The organism is Kitasatospora sp. NPDC029312, assembly GCF_055569215.1.
Genome location: NZ_JBVHXY010000041.1, coordinates 58,488 through 74,985, shown reverse-complemented (window position 1 = coordinate 74,985; position 16,498 = coordinate 58,488). Strand labels below are relative to the sequence as shown.

Genomic DNA, 16,498 nt, shown 5'->3' with positions numbered 1-16,498 from the left:
TATCCCGATATCTTCGCACCCCTGGCAAGGGGGAGGGAGGGGGACAAACACCAAACAAGAAAAAAAAAAAAAAAAAAAAAAGGAACAGCGCCCCCCCCTCCCCCCCCCCCCCCCCCCCACTCCTCTCTCGTCCGTCGTCGATCAGCTGCTGCTCGGGCGCGGGGACGGCAGCGACGCCGAGCCGCTCAGCAGCGGCCATTCACGGTGGAAGGGCGGCAGCGGCAGCTTGCCCTCGACGATCGGGGTGCCGAAGATCTTGAGGTGCGCCGTCAGCGCTCCGTTCAGGTCGATGCCGCCGACCAGCGCCCAACTGCCCTGTGCCTGCGGCCCCTTGCCGGGTAGGTCGACGGCGAGGGAGCCCTCCACCTTGGCGCTCAGATAGGGGGCGACCGTCGTCTCGACGCCGACGGTGTCGTACAGGCCGAGGCTGACCTCGGCGCCGAGGGCGGCGCGCACGCCGGCCTTGCCGTTGAGGCGGACGTGCACCGGGGAGACCTTGGTGTCGGCGTCGGTGGCCGAGGTCCAGCCCTTGCCGCCGGTGTAGTCGGCGCGGACGGCCCAGGTGCCGGTGGCGTCCTGCTCGGTCTCCAGGTGGACCTGGCCGTCGGCGCTGACCTCCAGGTAGCAGGTGAGGCCGAGGTTGACCACCACGGGCAGGCCCGCGACGGTCAGCACCGGGTTGGCCTGCAGTTTGGCGAAGGGCACCCGGATCGGCGCGGCGCCGGTGTTGCGGGTGACGTCCCCAGTGACCTTCCAATGCGCGTGGGCGCCCAGGTCGAAGCCGATGGAGGCGGTGCGCGGGCCGGTGGCCTGGGCGCCGTGGTAGGCGAAGTGGACGGCGGGGTGCAGTTGGAGGGAGCCGGAGGCGTCCAGGCTCGCGCCCTCGGGCAGCGGCACGGGGGCCTTGACGTTGACCTCCAGGGTGCCGGAGGCGTCGGCCCGCACGCCGTTGAGGTCGGCGCCGACGGTCGCCTTGAGGTCCTTGACCAGCGGAGTCACGGTGATGCCGTGTGCGTCGACCGGTACCTGACCGTCCGCCTCGGTGCCGCCGAGGAGTTCGGAGAGGGTGGCCGGGCGGGTGGTCAGGTTGAGGGTGTTGCCCGCGCCCGGGTTGACGCCGGTGACGGCGACCAGCGCGCCCTGCGGCGCGGCGGCGGTGGGCGGGCTGGCGATCAGCTGGCCCGGCTGAACGGCGGCCGCCGCGCCGGCGCTCGCGCCGGGGGTGGAGGGCGGAGTCGCGCCGGGGGTGGCGCTCGGCGAGGCGCTCGAGGACGCGCCGGGGCTCGGCGCCGCGAGCACGGCCGTGCCCTTCGCCGGGTCGTACACGGTGAGTTGGAGGGCCTTGGTGGCGGCCGTGACCGCGCGGCCGTCCTTGGCCGGGCTGCCGATGGCGGCCAGCTTGTCGCCGGCCGGCGCGGTGGTGACCTGGGCGGTGCCGCCGGTGGCGGGGTGGCTCGGGGTCGCGGCTCCGGCTCGGGCGCGCGCTGCGCCGCCGGCCGCGGCGGCTGCCGCCGGGCTGCCCCCGGCGGCGGACGCGCCGGTGTCGGCGGCGGTTCCGGTGGCGGCGACCGGTTCGACGGCGGCCTGTGGGGCGCTGCTGTTGCCGGCGGGACCGCAGGCAGCCGTTCCGGCGAGGATGAGGGTGAGCAGGGCGACGGGTGCGGCCCTGCCTATCGAGGGTTTGAACACGCGGCGCAATGTTACTGACGGGGAATAACTTTGTCGAAGACAGGCCAAGGACTGGCGAAACCGCAGCTCAGGCCGGCCCAGGCCGGTTGAGGTTCAGGCCCGCTCAGGTGAGGCCCGGTCAGGTCAGCTCAGGTCAGCTCAGGTCAGCTCAGGTCGGCTCAGGTCGGCTCAGGTCGGCTCAGGTCGGCTCAGGTCGGCTCAGACCAGCCGCGCGACGGGCAGCCGCTCGCCCGGCAGGATGCCCGTCGGGGCGGCACCGCCCAGTTCCGCGAGGTACCGGGAGCGCTCCATCGGCACCGCCCCGAGGCTGCGGACGTACGGACCGTCCCACTGCGCGTCCAGCAGCCGGCCGCCCGCCGCGCCGAACCGGGCGCCGAGGTCGGCGACCGCGACCCGGGCCGCGTCCGGGCGGCGGTGGAACATCGAGTCCAGGCTCAGCACCGGCCCGACGGCGACCCCGAACACCCCGCCGACCAGTTCCTCCCCCTCCCAGACCTCCCCGCTGTGCGCCGCGCCGCGGGCGTGCAGCTCCCCCAGGGCTTCCGCCAACTCGCTGGTAAGCCAGGTGGGTTGACGTCCATCGGCGCAGCCGGCGAGCACCTCGTCGAAGGCCTGGTCGACGGTGGTCGACCAGCGCTCCGCACCCCGCAGCCGCCGGGCGAGCCGGCGGGGCAGCCGTACGGCGTCGGGGCGCAGCACCGGCCGGGGGTCCGGCGACCACCACGCGAGCGCGTACGGGTCCTCGCCGCCCGGCAGCACCGGCAGTTCACCGGACTCGACCGCCTCCCCGTACAGCGCCTCGTTGTAGGCGCTGGCGTACACGTCCGCCGCCGGCATCGGGAACAGGCCGCGCCGGTAGGCCTCCAGCAGTTCGTCCGGTCCGAGTGCGCCGCCGAGGGCCACCGGGCGTTCGCCGGGGCCGAGTTGGGCGCCCAGTCGGTCGAAGGGTGTCGCCGTGGTCACAGGAACCCCTCCGCCTCCAGCCGGTCCAGGTAGTGGTCCAGCAGCCCGGCGTCCACGTCCGGGAGTTCGATCCCGCTGCCCTCCAGGGCGTCCTCCGTGTTCGCCCGGTCGAAGCGCGGGAACACCGGCTGGAAGTACAGCTCGCTGATGGACAGTTCCGTGCCCGGCGCGCGGTCGACGAACAGCGGCACGAACGGCGTGATCGGGTGGGTCGGGTGCGCGGCGGCGAACCGGACCAGGCGCCGCACCCATTCCGGGTACGGGACGCGGGTGATCCGGTGGCCGCGCGCCCGGAGCCGGTCGGCGAGGTCGGCGAGCCCGGCCGGGCGGGGCGAGGTGAGGTGGTAGACCTCGCCGTCGGCGGGTGCGTGGGCGGCGATGTGGGCGATCGCGCGGCTGAAGCGGTCGGCGGGGACGAAGTCCAGCGGGAGCCGCGCGTCCGGGTAAGTCCCGCTGTCGGCGAAGTACTTGATCAGGGCGCAGAGTTCGGTGCCGGTGTTCATCACCCCGGCCGCGAGGTCACCCGTGACGTCGTTGGTGCGCAGCACGGTGACCGGCAGCCCGCCCGCCGCCGCGTTGTGCAGCAGCTGTTCGGCGACCCACTTGCTCTCGACGTAGCCGACGCCGAGCCGCTCGGGGTGGGCGAGCGGCGTGCGTTCGGTGACCTCCCGGACACCGGCGGAGCCGAACCCCGCGAGCACCGCGAGGGTGGAGAGGTAGTGCACGGGTACGCCCCGGCTGTGTCCGGCGAGCCGGACGACCTCCCGGGTCCCGCCGACGTTGGGCGCACGCAACTGGTGGTACGGGTAGAGGAAGTTGACCAGTCCGCCGAGGTGGTGGACGGCGTCCAGGTGCCCGGCCAGCCAGTTGAACCGGTCGTCCGTCAACCCGAGATTGGGCTCGGCGAGGTCGCCGACCAGCGGTACCACCCGGTCGTCCGCGAGGTCGTGCCGCAGGAAGCGCTGCTGGGCGGCGCGCAGCCGTTCCATCGCGTGTTCGGCGTCGGGGGCGCGGACCAGGCAGTGGATGCGCGCCCCGGTGGTGGCGAGCAGGGCGTGCAGCAGATGGGTGCCGCAGAAGCCGGTGGCACCGGTGAGCAGGATCTCGGCGGGCTCCGCCCGGCTGGGTGCCGGGCTCCACGACTGCCCCACCGGGTGGGCGAGTCGGGCCTCGGCGTACCAGTCGACGGCGGCCTCGCCCTGGGCGGCCCCACCGGTGCGGGCGGACTGCAGGGCGGCCGCGAAGTCGCGCAGCACGGGCGAGCGCAGCAGTGCCCGGGTGAGGGTGCGGACGTGGGTGACGTCCAGACCGAACATCAGCCGGGCCCGGGCGAGCAGCTCCATGACGAGCAGCGACGTGCCGCCGAGGGCGAAGAAGTCGTCCTCGGGGACGATGAGTTGGGCGCCGAGCAGCTCCGCCCACAGCTGCCCGACGGCGGCTTCCACGGGGTTCGGCTGCCCGGTGGCGGCGTCCCCGGTGGCGGGCGGCGCGGTGCCCGGCGGCGCGGTGGCGGCGACCGCGCTCGGCTGCGGGGTGTCCGACGGCCGGGTGTCGGGCAACCGCGCGTCAGGCGGCCCGGCGGGGCCCGTCCGCACCGGGGCGTGCGGCAGCCGGCGCCGGTCGACCTTCCCGGCCGCCGTGAGCGGCATGGCCTCCAGGGGCACGAACGCGGCCGGCACCAGATACTCCGGCAGCCGCTCGGCGAGGAACGCCCGGAGCGCCGCCGGCCGCACCGCCGGGGCGCCGGGCGTGTAGTAGGCGGTGAGCGCCCGGCCGCCGTCCGACGTGGTGCCGTCGGCCGCGACCCTGGCCTGCCGCACGGCCGGGTGGGCGGCGAGGACGGCTTCGATCTCGGCCGGGTCGACCCGGTGCCCGCGTACCTTCACCTGGTCGTCGAAGCGGCCGAGGATCTCCAGTTGCCCGTCCGCCCGCCAGCGCCCCGCGTCGCCGGTGCGGTACATCCGCTCACCGGACATCGGGGCGTACGGGTCGGGGAGGAAGGACTCGGCGGTGAGCCCGGGGCTGCGCCAGTAGCCGCGGGCGAGGCCGGGCCCGCCGAGGTGGATCTCGCCCCGCTCGCCGGGGCGGACCGGTCGCAGCCGCTCGTCCAGCACGTGCACCCGGACGCCGGGGAGCGGCCGTCCGATCGGCACGGGCGCGGTGGGCGCGTCCAGCAGGTCCGGGCTGACCTCGCAGAGCAGGGAGGTCACGGCGGCCTCGGTGACGCCGTACGCGTTGAGCAGTCGGACGCCGGGCAGCCGTTGCAGGCAGCTGCGGCAGTCGTCGGCGTGCACCACGTCCCCGCCTACCACCACCAGCCGCAGGCCCACCGGGCCGGGGCCGCCGGGCGGCAGCAGGTCGAGCAGGTGGTGCCAGTACGCGGGCGTGAAGTCGGCGACGGCCAGACCGAGCTCCGGCAGCCGCTGCACGAGCTCGGTGGGCGCCCAGGTGCCGCCATCGCCGCCGAGGACGACCGTGGCCCCGGCGAGCAGCGCGGAGAACACCTGCTCCAGCGCGGTGTCCGAGCCGAGCGCGGCCAGTTGCAGGACCCGTTCGCCCGGTGCCAGCCCGTAGGCGTGGACGACACGGTCGAGGGTGAACACCAGCGAACGGTGGGTGACCGGGACGCCCTTGGGGCGGCCGGTGGTGCCGGAGGTGTAGATCAGGTAGGCGAGGTCGTCCGGCGCGGCGTCGGCGCCCGCATCGGCGCCCGCATCGGCGGCGTCCTTCCCCGGGTGCCCGGCGGGTTCGCCGGCGTCCGGTCGCAGTGACTCGACGCCGTCGAGGGCGCAGCTGTCCGTGACCGCCACCCGCGCCCCGCAGTCCGCCACCAGCCCGGCGAGCCGCCGTTCCGGGTGAGCCGGGTCCAGCGGCAGGAACGCCCCGCCCGCCTTGAGCACCCCCAGCCAGGCCACCACCAGCTGGACGCCGCGCCCCAGGCACACCGGCACCACCTGCTCCGGCCCCACGCCCCGCGCCCGCAGCACGGCCGCCAGGCGGTCGCTGCGCTCGTCCAACTCGCGGTAGGTCAGCGTGTCTCCCCCGCCGACCACGGCGATCGCGTCCGGGTCGTGCGCCGCCCGCGCCCGGAACAGCCCGTGCGCCGTCTGCGCGAATCCCGCGCGGGCCACCGGAGACCCCGGCCCGGACCAGTTGCGGTCCACCCAGGCCCGGCATTCGGCCCGTCCCGCCGGCCCGTACACCGGGCGCCAGCCGCCCGGCACGGTCAATCCCCCTGGCCAGATCGCGTACTGACCGTCATCGTTGCGCACCACGGCGTGATGTCCGGAGCTCACATCCGTTCGTACGCCCTGTGCGCTGTCGGGTGCGTCATCCACCGGCTTGACCTCGTGCTGAAGCGGCAGAATGCTGGGAGGTGCGACAATTCCGACTATACGCACTCAGGGCACACCGGGAACGTCCGTCGCGAACATCGCCGGACGCCGGTGACCCGTGGGCGGATCAGCCCCCGTCAACTCCGATTCGCCCCGTCCGATCCCCGAGCCGCCATGACCGATCCGCCCCGCACCGTCCGCCCTCGCCCGCACTCCCCCGCCCGACCGGCGGGGTGATGTCGTGGAGGAGGTAGCCTCGTTGACTCACCGGCGCCAACGCCTGATGGTCTGTTATCTGATCTGGATGGTGCTGTTCACCGGCATCTACTTCACCGACCCCGGGCTGCGGATCATCTGGTGGACGGGCATGGGCCTCGGCGGCGTCGCCGCCATCGTGGCCGGCGTCCGGCTCAACCGCCCCCGGCACCCGCTGTTCTGGTACCTGCTGGCGCTCGCCAACCTGAGCTTCACCACCGGCGAGGCGGTGCAGGCCCTCCAACTGGACATCCTTCACCTCAACAACCCGTTCCCCTCGGTCGGCGACGGCTTCTACCTCACCGAGTTCGTGCTGTACGCGCTCGGCCTGCTCGGCTTCATCCGCTGGCGCACGGCCCGTCAGGACCGCGCCGGACTGCTGGACGCGCTGATCATCACCCTGGGCCTGGCGCTGCTCGCCTGGATCTACCTGATCCTCCCGTACGCCCGGAACCCGGACCTCACCTGGCTCCAGAAGGCCGTCTCGATCGCCTACCCGCTCGGCGACGTGGTCGTGCTCGCCCTGCTGCTGCGCCTGTTGACCCCGCGCGGCGGCAAGTCCCGCTCGCTGCAACTGCTCACCGTCGGCGCACTGGGCCTGCTCACCTCGGACATCCTCTACGGGCTGATCCAGCTGCACGGCACCTGGCAGATCGGCACCGGCGTGGAACTCGGCTGGGCCGCCTTCTACGCCGCCTGGGGCGCGGCCGCGCTGCACCCCTCGATGGTCGAGCTGACCAGGCCCGTCCCCACCCAGCAGCCGGATCTCTCCGCCGCCCGGCTCGCCCTGCTCACCCTCGCCTCGCTGATCGCCCCCGCCATCCTGATCATCGAGTCGCTGGCCGGGAACACCGACAACGCGGGCGTGATCGGCGCCTTCTCCGGTCTGCTCTACCTGCTGGTGCTGGCCCGGCTGGCCGTCGTCGTGGTCGCCCGGCGCCAGGCGGTGGCCCGGGAACGCGCGCTGCGCGAGGCGGGCGCCCGGCTGACGGCGGCGGTCACCGTCTCGGAGGTCGCGGACGCCGTCCAGTCCGCCGCCTCCACGCTGATGCCCGCCGAGCCGGGGCACGTGGCCCTGCTGGCGGTCGCCGAGTCCGGCGGCGAGGCGGGCGGGGCTGGCGGCGAGCCGGGCGGGGCCTCGGCGAGCAGTGGGGCGGCGCGAGGTGCAGCGGCGGGCGGGTCGGGCGTGCTGCACGTCCGACGCGCCGGCCAGGGATCGTCCCACCCCCACCCCCCGCCCTCGGAGGCCGACGACGAGGTGCTCGCCCTCGCCGCCGACCGGGAGACCAGGCTACTGCCCGTCGGGTCCGTCAACCTGCCCGACCACCTGGGCGGGATGCCCTGCGCCCTGGTCTGCCCGCTCAGCCTGTCCGAACGGCCCTCCGGCGACCCGGCGATCGGCGCCCTGGTGGTCACCGGCACCGAGCAGGAGCTGACCAGCCTCTGGGGCTCACTGGAGATCCTGGCCGCCCAGGCGGCGCTGGCCGTGGAACGCGTCGTGCTGAGCCAGGAGGTCGCCCGGCGCAACAGCGAGCTGTACTTCCGCACCCTGGTGCAGAACGCCAGCGACGTCATCCTGATCATCGACGCGGACGACGGCGTGCGCTACGCCTCCTCCTCCGCCGAGCGGGTGCTCGGCTACCCGAACCTGCACGGCACGCTGCTCACCGACCTCGTCCCGCCCGAGGACAGCCGGGAGGTCGGCAGGGCACTGGCCCGGATGCGCGGCCCGGCCGACCCGCCGCGGAGCGACCAGCCGCGCGAGCACTGGCGGCTGCTGCGCCAGGACCGCACCCCGATCGAGGCCGAGGTCCGCTACACCGACCTGCGCGACGACCCCACGGTCGGCGGCCTCGTGCTCACCCTGCGCGACGTGACCGAGCAGCGCCAGATGGAGCGCGAGCTGACCCACCGGGCGTTCCACGACTCGCTGACCGGCCTCGCCAACCGGGTGCTGTTCCAGGACCGCGTCGGCCACGCGCTCTCCCGGGGCGAACGCAGCGGGGCCGTCACCGGGGTGCTCTTCATCGACCTGGACGACTTCAAGGTGGTCAACGACACCCAGGGCCACGCGGTCGGCGACGAACTGCTCGTCGCCGTCTCCCTGCGGATCTCCACCGCGCTGCGCAGCTCCGACACGGCCGCCCGGCTCGGCGGTGACGAGTTCGCGGTGCTGGTCGAGGACGCGCTCCGCCCCGGCGACGTGGACACCATCGCCGGCAACGTGCTGGCCGTGTTCGCCGAACCGTTCAAGCTGAGCGCGGGCGCCGTCCGGGTCAGCGCCAGCATCGGCGTGGCGACCACCGAGGACAGCGTCGACGCCGCCGAACTGCTCACCCACGCCGACCTCGCGCTCTACTCGGCGAAGGCGGCCGGGCGCCGCCAGTGGTGCCACTACCAGCCCGCCCTGCAGACCGGGCTGGTGGAGCGGCACGAGCTCAACGAGAACCTCGACCTGGCGATCGCCGAATCGGCCTTCCAGCTGTACTACCAGCCGATCGTCGACCTGCGCACGGGCGACCTGGTCGGCTTCGAGGCCCTGGTGCGCTGGCCGCGTGACCGGCGCGGCATGGTGCTGCCCGACGAGTTCATCGCCCTCGCCGAGGAGAGCGGCCAGATCGTCCCGCTCGGCGCCTGGGTCCTCGAACGCGCCGCCCAGGAGGCCGCCGTCTGGCACGCCGCCAGCTCCGCGGCCCGCGCCGCCGCCGGACGGCCGCCGCTGCGCGTCAACGTCAACGTCTCCGCCCGCCAGTTCCGCGACGCCGGCTTCATGGAGGTCGTCCGCCACGCCCTGGACACCTCGGGCATCGACCCCCGCACGCTGGTCCTGGAACTCACCGAGTCCGTCCTGATGCGCCACGACGACCGCCTGCGCGCCGACATGGCCGCCCTCAGCGACCTCGGCGTCGGCCTCGCCATCGACGACTTCGGCACCGGCTACTCGTCACTCTCGTACCTGCGCGAGTTCCCGATCTCCATCCTCAAGATCGACAAGTCCTTCATCGACGGCCTCGGCCACTCCGCCCAGCAGTACGCCCTCGTCGAGGGCATCACCCGGATCGCCGACACCCTCGACGTCCAGGTCATCGCCGAAGGCATCGAACACCCCGACCAACGCGACCTCCTCGCCGCCATGGGCTGCCCCCTCGGCCAGGGCTACCTCTTCGCCCACCCGATGGACGGAACCCACGCCCGGGCCCTCGTCCGCAGCACGACCTTCGAGGCGGCCTGACCGGCGCTTTGGGAAGGTGTTCCGGTACGGAATCTTCGCCGCTGCTGGTCATCGGGGCTCGCCGGGAACGAGAGATCGGGATTCGGCTTCACACAAGCCATTCCGAGCAATGGGCCCGACCGGCGGTCATCCGTCCACCGATTGATCTCCCGCCCGAGCCGCAGCAACTCCACGAGCTGCAGGCGCCGTTCCGCCCTGACCTCGTCCTTCAACCGCTCGAACGCGTCCGGCTCCAACTCCGGGCCGGCGTCGCGCTGCCCGAGGCGCCGCCACACCGCCTCGTCGATGGAGAGCCGGACGTAGCCGCGCCGGACCAGTTCCCTCGCATAGGTGGTCTTGCCCGCGCCCGGGAGGCCGCACATCAGCACCACGGTGCTCGATCGCTCCCTCACGCCCGGATGTTAGCCGCGGAGCCCGGTCCCGCATCAGCCCGGGGATGTAAGCCCGTGGGTCAATGTGCACGGCCGGGAGATCAATCGGTGGACGGATGACCGCCGTTCGGGCCGCGTGACACCGTTCCCCGCATGGACATCACGCCGTTCACCGGCTCAAACGGACTGACGCGCCGCCGCATGCTCGGCTCGGCCCTGGCGTTGGGCGCCGCCGCCCCGCTCGGCCTGGCCTCCGCCTCCTGGGCCGTGTCCTCCGCCGCCCCCGCCAGCGGGCCGCAGCGGCTCACGCTGCCCGCGCCCACCGGCCCGCACGCCGTCGGCACGGTCGCCCTCCATCTGCGCGACGCCTCCCGACCGGACCCCGCCGCCGGGCCGGGGCAGTACCGCGAGCTGATGGCGAGCGTCTGGTACCCGGCCCGGCAGGCGGAGGCTTTTCCGCTCGCCCCCTGGCTCGCCGAGGCCCCGCTGCGGCTCTTCCTGGACGACGTCGGCTTTCCGCTGCCGCTGTCCGCCGCCCCGCTCACCGCCGGGCGCGTGGGCGCACCCGTGCACCGCACGGGCCACCGGCTGCCCGTCGTCCTCTACGCGCACGGCGCGCACAGCCACCGGGGCGACCACACGGTCATCGTCCAGGAGCTCGCCAGCCACGGTTACGTCGTCATCACCGTCGACCTCCCCCACGACGCCTTCACCCAGTTTCCGGGCGGCCCCGCCCTCACCCCGTCCCGGGATCCGAACGTCGACACGGGCGTGCGCGCGTACACGCCGGACTTCCGCTTCGTCCTCGACTGCGTCGAGGCGCTCGCCGCCGGCCGCAACCCGGACGCCGACCAGCGCGAGCTGCCCGAGGGCCTGCTCGGCGCCCTCGACCCGCAGCACATCGGCATGTTCGGGTGGTCCAAGGGCGGCAGCGTCACCGCGCAGACCATGGTGGTCGACCCCCGCGTCCGGGCCGGACTCAGCCTGGACGGCCCGATGATTCCGACCATCACCACCGACCTCGACCGGCCGTTCCTCATGATGACCGCCGTCTGGCCCCGCACACCGGACTCCGCCGCCGAGACCTTCTGGACCCACCTGCGCGGCTGGCGGCTCAACCTCCAGGCCGACGGCGCCGTCCACAACTCCTACGGCGACAACATGACACTGATCCCCCAGGCGGGGACGTTGCTCGGCATGAGCGAGCAGCAGATCCAGCAGCAGGTCGGCACCCTCGCCCCCGAGCGCGGAATCGCCGTCCAGCAGGCCTACCCGCTCGCCTTCTTCGACCTCCACCTCCGCCACCGCCGCGGCCACCTGCTGGACGGGCCCTCTCCGCAGTTCCCGGAGGTCGAGTTCATCCCGTAGGGCTGTCGTCGGGCTCGGCGGGAGGCCCCTGGCACTTCGGCGCCGGCCGGGTACCGGGGGCTGTGCGTCGGCACCGTTCAGACCGTCAGGCCCTGGGGCGCGGGGGCGGTGGGTGGGGTGGTGCTGCCGGCTGTGGTGCCGAGGGTGTGTTCGATCTTGGTGACGGCGGTGCGGTACTGCATCGAGGCGGTCTGGGAGTCGGTGCCCTGGCGTTGGAAGAAGCCGAAGGCCATGCCGACGGTGCCGAAGCGTTCGATGCCGATGTAGGCGTCGAGTTGGACGCCGTCGAGGGTGCCGTCGAGGCGGACGGCGGGGGCGTCCTGGCGGTCGCCGAGGGTGAGGGGGGTGACGGTGAAGGTCACCGTGTCCGTGTCGCCCGCGTTGAAGGTGATGGTGTGGCAGGTCTTGAAGGCGTCGGCGACGGTGTTGAAGTCGGTGGTGAGCTTGCCGGGGTCCTCGGCGGTGAGGGCCTCGGTCACCATGGGGTTGCCGTCGTCCGGACCGTCCAGTTCGGTCTCGGCGTGCGGGGTCGAGGGGCTGGACTGGCCGGTGTGCATGGTGACCAGGGCGCTGAGCGCATCGCAGCCCGTGACCGGGGTGGGGTTGTCGCTCGGGCCGGGGCTCTCGGTGGCGGGCACCTCGGTGTAGCCCGGGCCGACGTCGTCCGCAGTGAGCAGCGCCGACTTCAGTTGGTCGGCGGAGGGCAGGTCCTGGGCGGGTGCCGCCGACGCCAGCTGGGCCGGCCCCAGGGTGGCCGTCGCGACGAGGATCGCGGCGGTGAGGACGTGGAGAGGCCTCGGGATGGACATGGCTGGCCCCCGGTCGGGTGTGAGAACAGGGATAGGGCACCAGTGTCCCACCGGGGGCCGGGCGGGGCGCGCGGGCGGGGATCCGCCCAGCTCAGACGCGCTGAGGCGGGAGGGGAGGGGTGCGGCGGGGGTACGGCCGGGCCCGCGGCAGCACGCGCCGCGGGCCCCATAGGCGCCCGACGTTCCAAGGCCTCCTACGGACCGTGTGCCGGCGGCCACCCGCGGTCAGATGGTCGCGGCCAGCTCGGTGCCCTGCTTGATGGCCCGCTTGGCGTCCAGCTCCGCCGCCACGTCCGCGCCGCCGATCAGGTGGGCGGCGACGCCGCGCTCGCGCAGCGCCTCGTACAGGTCGCGGCGCGGCTCCTGGCCGGTGCAGAGCACCACGGTGTCCACCGGCAGGAGTTGGCGCTCGCCGTCGACGGTGAAGTGCAGTCCGGCGTCGTCGATCAGGTCGTAGCCGGCGCCGGCGACCATGGTGACGCCCCGGTGCTTGAGCTCGGTGCGGTGGATCCAGCCGGTGGTCTTGCCGAGGCCGGCCCCGACCTTGCTCGTCCTGCGCTGCAGCAGGTGGAGGGTACGCGGGGGCTTCGGCCGCTCGGGGGCGCGCAGCCCGCCGCGCTCGCGGTACTCCGGGTCGATGCCCCACTTGGCCTGGAACACGGGCGGGTTGAGGCTGGCCTGGTCGCCCTGGTCGGTGAGGAACTCGGCCACGTCGAAGCCGATTCCGCCGGCGCCGAGGATGGCGACCCGTTCGCCGACGGCCGCGCCGTCGCGCAGCACGTCCAGGTAGCCGAGCACGCTGGGGTGGTCGATTCCGGGGATGTCCGCGGGAGTTCGGGGGGTGACGCCGGTTGCGAGGACGATCTCGTCGAAGCCCTCGGCGGTGAGCTGCTCGGCGGTCACGAGGGCGCCGAGGCGCTGGGTGACGTCCAACTCGGCCAGCCGGGTGCGGAAGTAGCGCAGCGTCTCGTCGAACTCCTCCTTGCCCGGGATCCGGCGGGCGATGTTCAGCTGTCCGCCGATCTCGTCGGCGGCGTCGAACAGGGTGACGTCGTGGCCGCGTTCGGCGGCGGAGACGGTGAACGCGAGCCCGGCCGGTCCGGCGCCGACGACGCCGATGCGCTTGCGCCGCTTGGTGGGTGAGAGCACGAGTTCGGTCTCGTGGCAGGCGCGCGGGTTCACCAGGCAGGAGGTGATCTGCAGGTTGAAGGTGTGGTCCAGGCAGGCCTGGTTGCAGCCGATGCAGGTGTTGATGGCGTCGGCCCGGCCGTCCCGCGCCTTGGTGACGAACTCGGCGTCGGCGAGCAGCGGGCGGGCCATCGAGACCAGGTCGGCGCAGCCGTCGGCGAGCAACTGCTCGGCGACCTCGGGGGTGTTGATCCGGTTGGTGGTGACCAGCGGGATGCCGACCTTGCCCATCACCCGCTTGGTGACCCAGGCGAAGGCGCCGCGCGGGACGGAGGTCGCGATGGTGGGGATGCGTGCCTCGTGCCAGCCGATGCCGGTGTTGATGATGGTCGCGCCGGCCGCCTCGACGGCCTGGGCGAGCTGGACCACCTCGTCCAGAGTGGAGCCGCCGGGCACCAGGTCGAGCATGGAGAGCCGGTAGACGATGATGAAGTCCTCGCCGACCCGTTCGCGGACCCGGCGGACGATCTCCACCGGGAAGCGCATCCGGCGGTCGTACGGGCCGCCCCACTCGTCCTCGCGGCGGTTGGTGGCGGCGACGATGAACTCGTTGATGAGGTAGCCCTCGGAGCCCATGATCTCGACGCCGTCGTAGCCGGCCCGACGGGCGAGTTCGGCGCAGCGGGCGAAGTCCTCGATGGTCTGCTCGACCTGCTCGGCGGTGAGTTCGTTGGGGACGAAGGGGCTGATCGGGGCCTGGAGGGCGCTGGGGGCGACCAGGTCACGGTGGTAGGCGTAGCGGCCGAAGTGCAGGATCTGCAGGGCGATCCGGCCGCCGGCGGCGTGGACGGCGTCGGTGACGACCCGGTGCTCGTCGGCCTCCTCCTCGGTGGTCAGCATCGCGCCGCCCTCCCAGGGCCGGCCGGCCTCGTTGGGGGCGATGCCGCCGGTGACGATGAGGCCGACGCCGCCCCGGGCGCGCTCGGCGTAGAAGGCGGCCATCCGCTGGTAGCCGTCGGGGGCTTCCTCCAGGCCGACGTGCATCGAGCCCATGATCACGCGGTTGGGCAGGGTGGTGAAGCCGAGGTCGAGCGGGCTGAGCAGGTGGGGGTAGCTGCTGTTGCCGGGCGTGGAGCTCATCGACGTCTCCTGAAGGGGCGGCGGTGGGTGTGTCACGACGTTTGTTACCGCAGGGTAGGCGACGGCCGGAGCGCTATGCAACTAGTTGCATAGCGGGCTCCGATGGGCCTCCGCGCCGCTGCCGGACGGCGTATCGTCCTGTCTCGGAATCCGGAGAGCCGGACAGCCGGACGACCGGATGTCGGGACGCCTCCGGACATCGGGGACTCATGGGAGGGGGCGGCCGTGCGGGGTGGCTCGGTGGCCGTGGTCGGGGGCAGCATCGCCGGAAGCGCGTTCGCCGGGGCCGCCGCCCGGCTGGGGGCGGAACGGGTCGTGGTGCTGGAGCGCAGCCCCGGCCGGCTGGAGGACCGCGGCCTGGGGATCTGCACCCACAACGACCGTTTCGCGGAGCTGGTCGACGCCGGACACCTCGCCCCGGACACCCGCCGCCACCGCCTCACCGTGCGAAGCTGGCTCACCCGGGGGCCGGACGACGGAGGGATCGGCGGAGGCGAGGGCCCGGACGGGCGCGGGCGGCTGCTGTGGGCCCAACCGTTCCCGTTCCACTCCCACCACTGGGCCGTGCTCTGGCAGGCCCTGCGGGAGCGGGCGCCCGACACTGTGGAGTACCGGCTGGGCACGACGGTCACGGCGGTCGGCGGCGGCGACGGCCGCGGCGGTGGCGGTGGCGGTGGCGGTGGCGACGACGGTGGGTGGGTCGAATCGGCCGACGGCACCCGCACCCCGTACGACCTGGTGATCGGCGCGGACGGCTACCGGTCGGTGGTCCGCGCGGCCGTCTGCCCGCAGGCCGCGCCCGAGTACGCCGGGTACGTGTGCTGGCGCGGCAGCTTCGACTCCGCCCTGCTGGCGGAACTGCCCGGCGGGGCCGGGGTCTGGCCGGAGGACGAGTGCGTCACCGTCTGCTACCGCGGCGGCCAGCTCGTGGCCTACCGCATCCCCGGGCTGGCCCCCGGGAGCACCCAGGTGAACTGGGTCTTCTACACCCCCACCCCGGCCTGGCTGCGCCTGGACGGCCCGACCGCCGTCGCCGCGGGCGCCCTCGGCGCCGGACAGCTGGACGGGCTCCGGCAGTTCGCGGAGCGGCACCTGCCGCCGTACTGGGCCGGCGTGGTCGCGCTGACCCCGCGCGAACGGACCCTGCTCCAGCCGGTCTACGACCTGGCGGTCCCGCGCCGCACGGCCGGCCGGCTGCTCATCGGCGGGGACGCGGCGACGATCGTCCGCCCGCACAACACCAGCGGCGCGGTGAAGGCCCTCCAGGACGCCCACGCCTTCGAGCTGGCGGGGCGACGGCTGGGCGACGGTTCCTGGTCGTCCGTGCTCGCCGAGTACGACCGGGAGACGAGCGCGGCCGGGCGGGCTCTGGTGGACCTGGGCCGCACGCTCGGCCGGGCCCAGGTCACCGAGGCGCCGGACTGGTCGGGGATGGACGAGCCGGCGATGGCCGCCTGGTGGCGGGACCAGCTCACCGGCGGCGGGGGGTTCGGCGGCCACGCGCTCGGGCGGGCCGGCTGAGCGGGGCCACTCCGGCGGCCCGGTCGGCCCGGCAGCACGTCAGCCCGTCCCGTCAGCCGGCAGCCCGGCAGCGCCTCGGCCGCCGATCCCCCGTCACCACCCTTGCCACCGTCAGACGTTGACGCCGTAGTCGGTGGCGATGCCGCGCAGGCCGGAGGCGTACCCCTGGCCGATGGCACGGAACTTCCACTCGGCGCCGTTGCGGTACAGCTCGCCGAAGACCATCGCGGTCTCGGTCGAGGCGTCCTCGCTCAGGTCGTAGCGGGCGATCTCCTGGCCGTTGGCCTGGTTGACGATCCGGATGAAGGCGTTGCGGACCTGCCCGAAGTTCTGGAGCCGGGCGTCGGCGTCGTAGATCGACACCGGGAACACGACCTTGACGACGTCCGCCGGCACCCGGGCCAGGTCGACCTTGATCTGCTCGTCGTCCCCGTCCCCGCCGCCGGTCAGGTTGTCGCCGCTGTGCTCGACGGAACCGTCGGGGCTGCGCAGGTTGTTGAAGAAGACGAAGTGCTGGTCGGAGACCACCTTCCCGAGCGCGTTGCACAGCAGCGCGCTGGCGTCCAGGTCGTAGTCGGCCCCGGTGGTGGTGCGCACGTCCCAGCCGAGGCCCACGATCACGGCGCTCAGGCCCGGCGCCTCCTTGCTCAGCGAGACGTTGCCGCCCTTGGCCAGCGAAACTCCCAC

The 16,498-nt window shown here is 73.7% G+C and carries 10 protein-coding genes; 3 read left to right on the top strand and 7 right to left on the bottom strand.

Annotated elements, in window-relative coordinates; translation table 11 throughout:
• Positions 1 to 141: 141 nt before the first annotated feature.
• The 3 genes from ACZ4WV_RS27955 to ACZ4WV_RS27945 all read right to left on the bottom strand — a co-directional run bounded on the left by ACZ4WV_RS27955 (position 142) and on the right by ACZ4WV_RS27945 (position 5,948).
• Positions 142 to 1,689 (bottom strand): hypothetical protein, encoded by a 1,548-nt coding sequence (locus ACZ4WV_RS27955; protein ID WP_465751396.1) that lies wholly within the window; start codon positions 1,687 to 1,689, stop codon positions 142 to 144.
• A 198-nt stretch (positions 1,690 to 1,887) separates the two neighbouring features.
• The gene (locus tag ACZ4WV_RS27950; RefSeq protein ID WP_465751395.1) at positions 1,888 to 2,652 is read right to left on the bottom strand and encodes a leucyl/phenylalanyl-tRNA--protein transferase; all 765 of its coding nucleotides are present in this window, start codon (positions 2,650 to 2,652) and stop codon (positions 1,888 to 1,890) included.
• Positions 2,649 to 5,948, bottom strand: a complete 3,300-nt coding sequence (locus ACZ4WV_RS27945) for an amino acid adenylation domain-containing protein (protein ID WP_465751394.1) — start codon at positions 5,946 to 5,948, stop codon at positions 2,649 to 2,651. Before ACZ4WV_RS27945 ends, ACZ4WV_RS27950 begins: the two co-directional genes overlap by 4 nt.
• Before the next feature lie 322 nt (positions 5,949 to 6,270).
• Between ACZ4WV_RS27945 and ACZ4WV_RS27940 the strand changes: the two genes are divergently transcribed.
• The gene (locus ACZ4WV_RS27940) at positions 6,271 to 9,474 is read left to right on the top strand and encodes a putative bifunctional diguanylate cyclase/phosphodiesterase (protein ID WP_465751393.1); all 3,204 of its coding nucleotides are present in this window, start codon (positions 6,271 to 6,273) and stop codon (positions 9,472 to 9,474) included.
• Here ACZ4WV_RS27940 and ACZ4WV_RS27935 read toward each other — a convergent pair.
• Positions 9,399 to 9,866: a P-loop nucleotide/nucleoside kinase family protein gene (locus ACZ4WV_RS27935; protein WP_465751392.1), complete on the bottom strand. Its 468-nt coding sequence runs from the start codon at positions 9,864 to 9,866 to the stop codon at positions 9,399 to 9,401. The genes ACZ4WV_RS27940 and ACZ4WV_RS27935 overlap by 76 nt on opposite strands.
• A 132-nt stretch (positions 9,867 to 9,998) precedes the next feature.
• Here ACZ4WV_RS27935 and ACZ4WV_RS27930 point away from each other — a divergent pair, with 132 nt between their 5' ends.
• Positions 9,999 to 11,213 (top strand): alpha/beta hydrolase family protein, encoded by a 1,215-nt coding sequence (locus ACZ4WV_RS27930; protein ID WP_465751391.1) that lies wholly within the window; start codon positions 9,999 to 10,001, stop codon positions 11,211 to 11,213.
• 77 nt (positions 11,214 to 11,290) lie between these two features.
• Here ACZ4WV_RS27930 and ACZ4WV_RS27925 read toward each other — a convergent pair whose 3' ends face one another.
• Positions 11,291 to 12,022, bottom strand: coding sequence for a hypothetical protein (locus ACZ4WV_RS27925; protein WP_465751390.1), 732 nt, complete (start codon positions 12,020 to 12,022; stop codon positions 11,291 to 11,293).
• A 225-nt stretch (positions 12,023 to 12,247) separates the two neighbouring features.
• Complete coding sequence (locus ACZ4WV_RS27920; RefSeq protein ID WP_465751388.1) at positions 12,248 to 14,290, bottom strand: oxidoreductase; 2,043 nt, start codon at positions 14,288 to 14,290, stop codon at positions 12,248 to 12,250.
• A gap of 240 nt (positions 14,291 to 14,530) precedes the next feature.
• Between ACZ4WV_RS27920 and ACZ4WV_RS27915 the strand changes: the two genes are divergently transcribed.
• Positions 14,531 to 15,811 carry an FAD binding domain-containing protein gene (locus ACZ4WV_RS27915; RefSeq protein ID WP_465751387.1) on the top strand — a complete coding sequence of 427 codons (1,281 nt, stop codon included), beginning with the start codon at positions 14,531 to 14,533 and terminating at the stop codon, positions 15,809 to 15,811.
• Positions 15,812 to 15,922: 111 nt separating this feature from the next.
• Here the strand turns inward: ACZ4WV_RS27915 and ACZ4WV_RS27910 are convergent, their stop codons facing one another.
• Positions 15,923 to 16,498, bottom strand: a complete 576-nt coding sequence (locus ACZ4WV_RS27910; protein WP_465751385.1) for a TerD family protein — start codon at positions 16,496 to 16,498, stop codon at positions 15,923 to 15,925.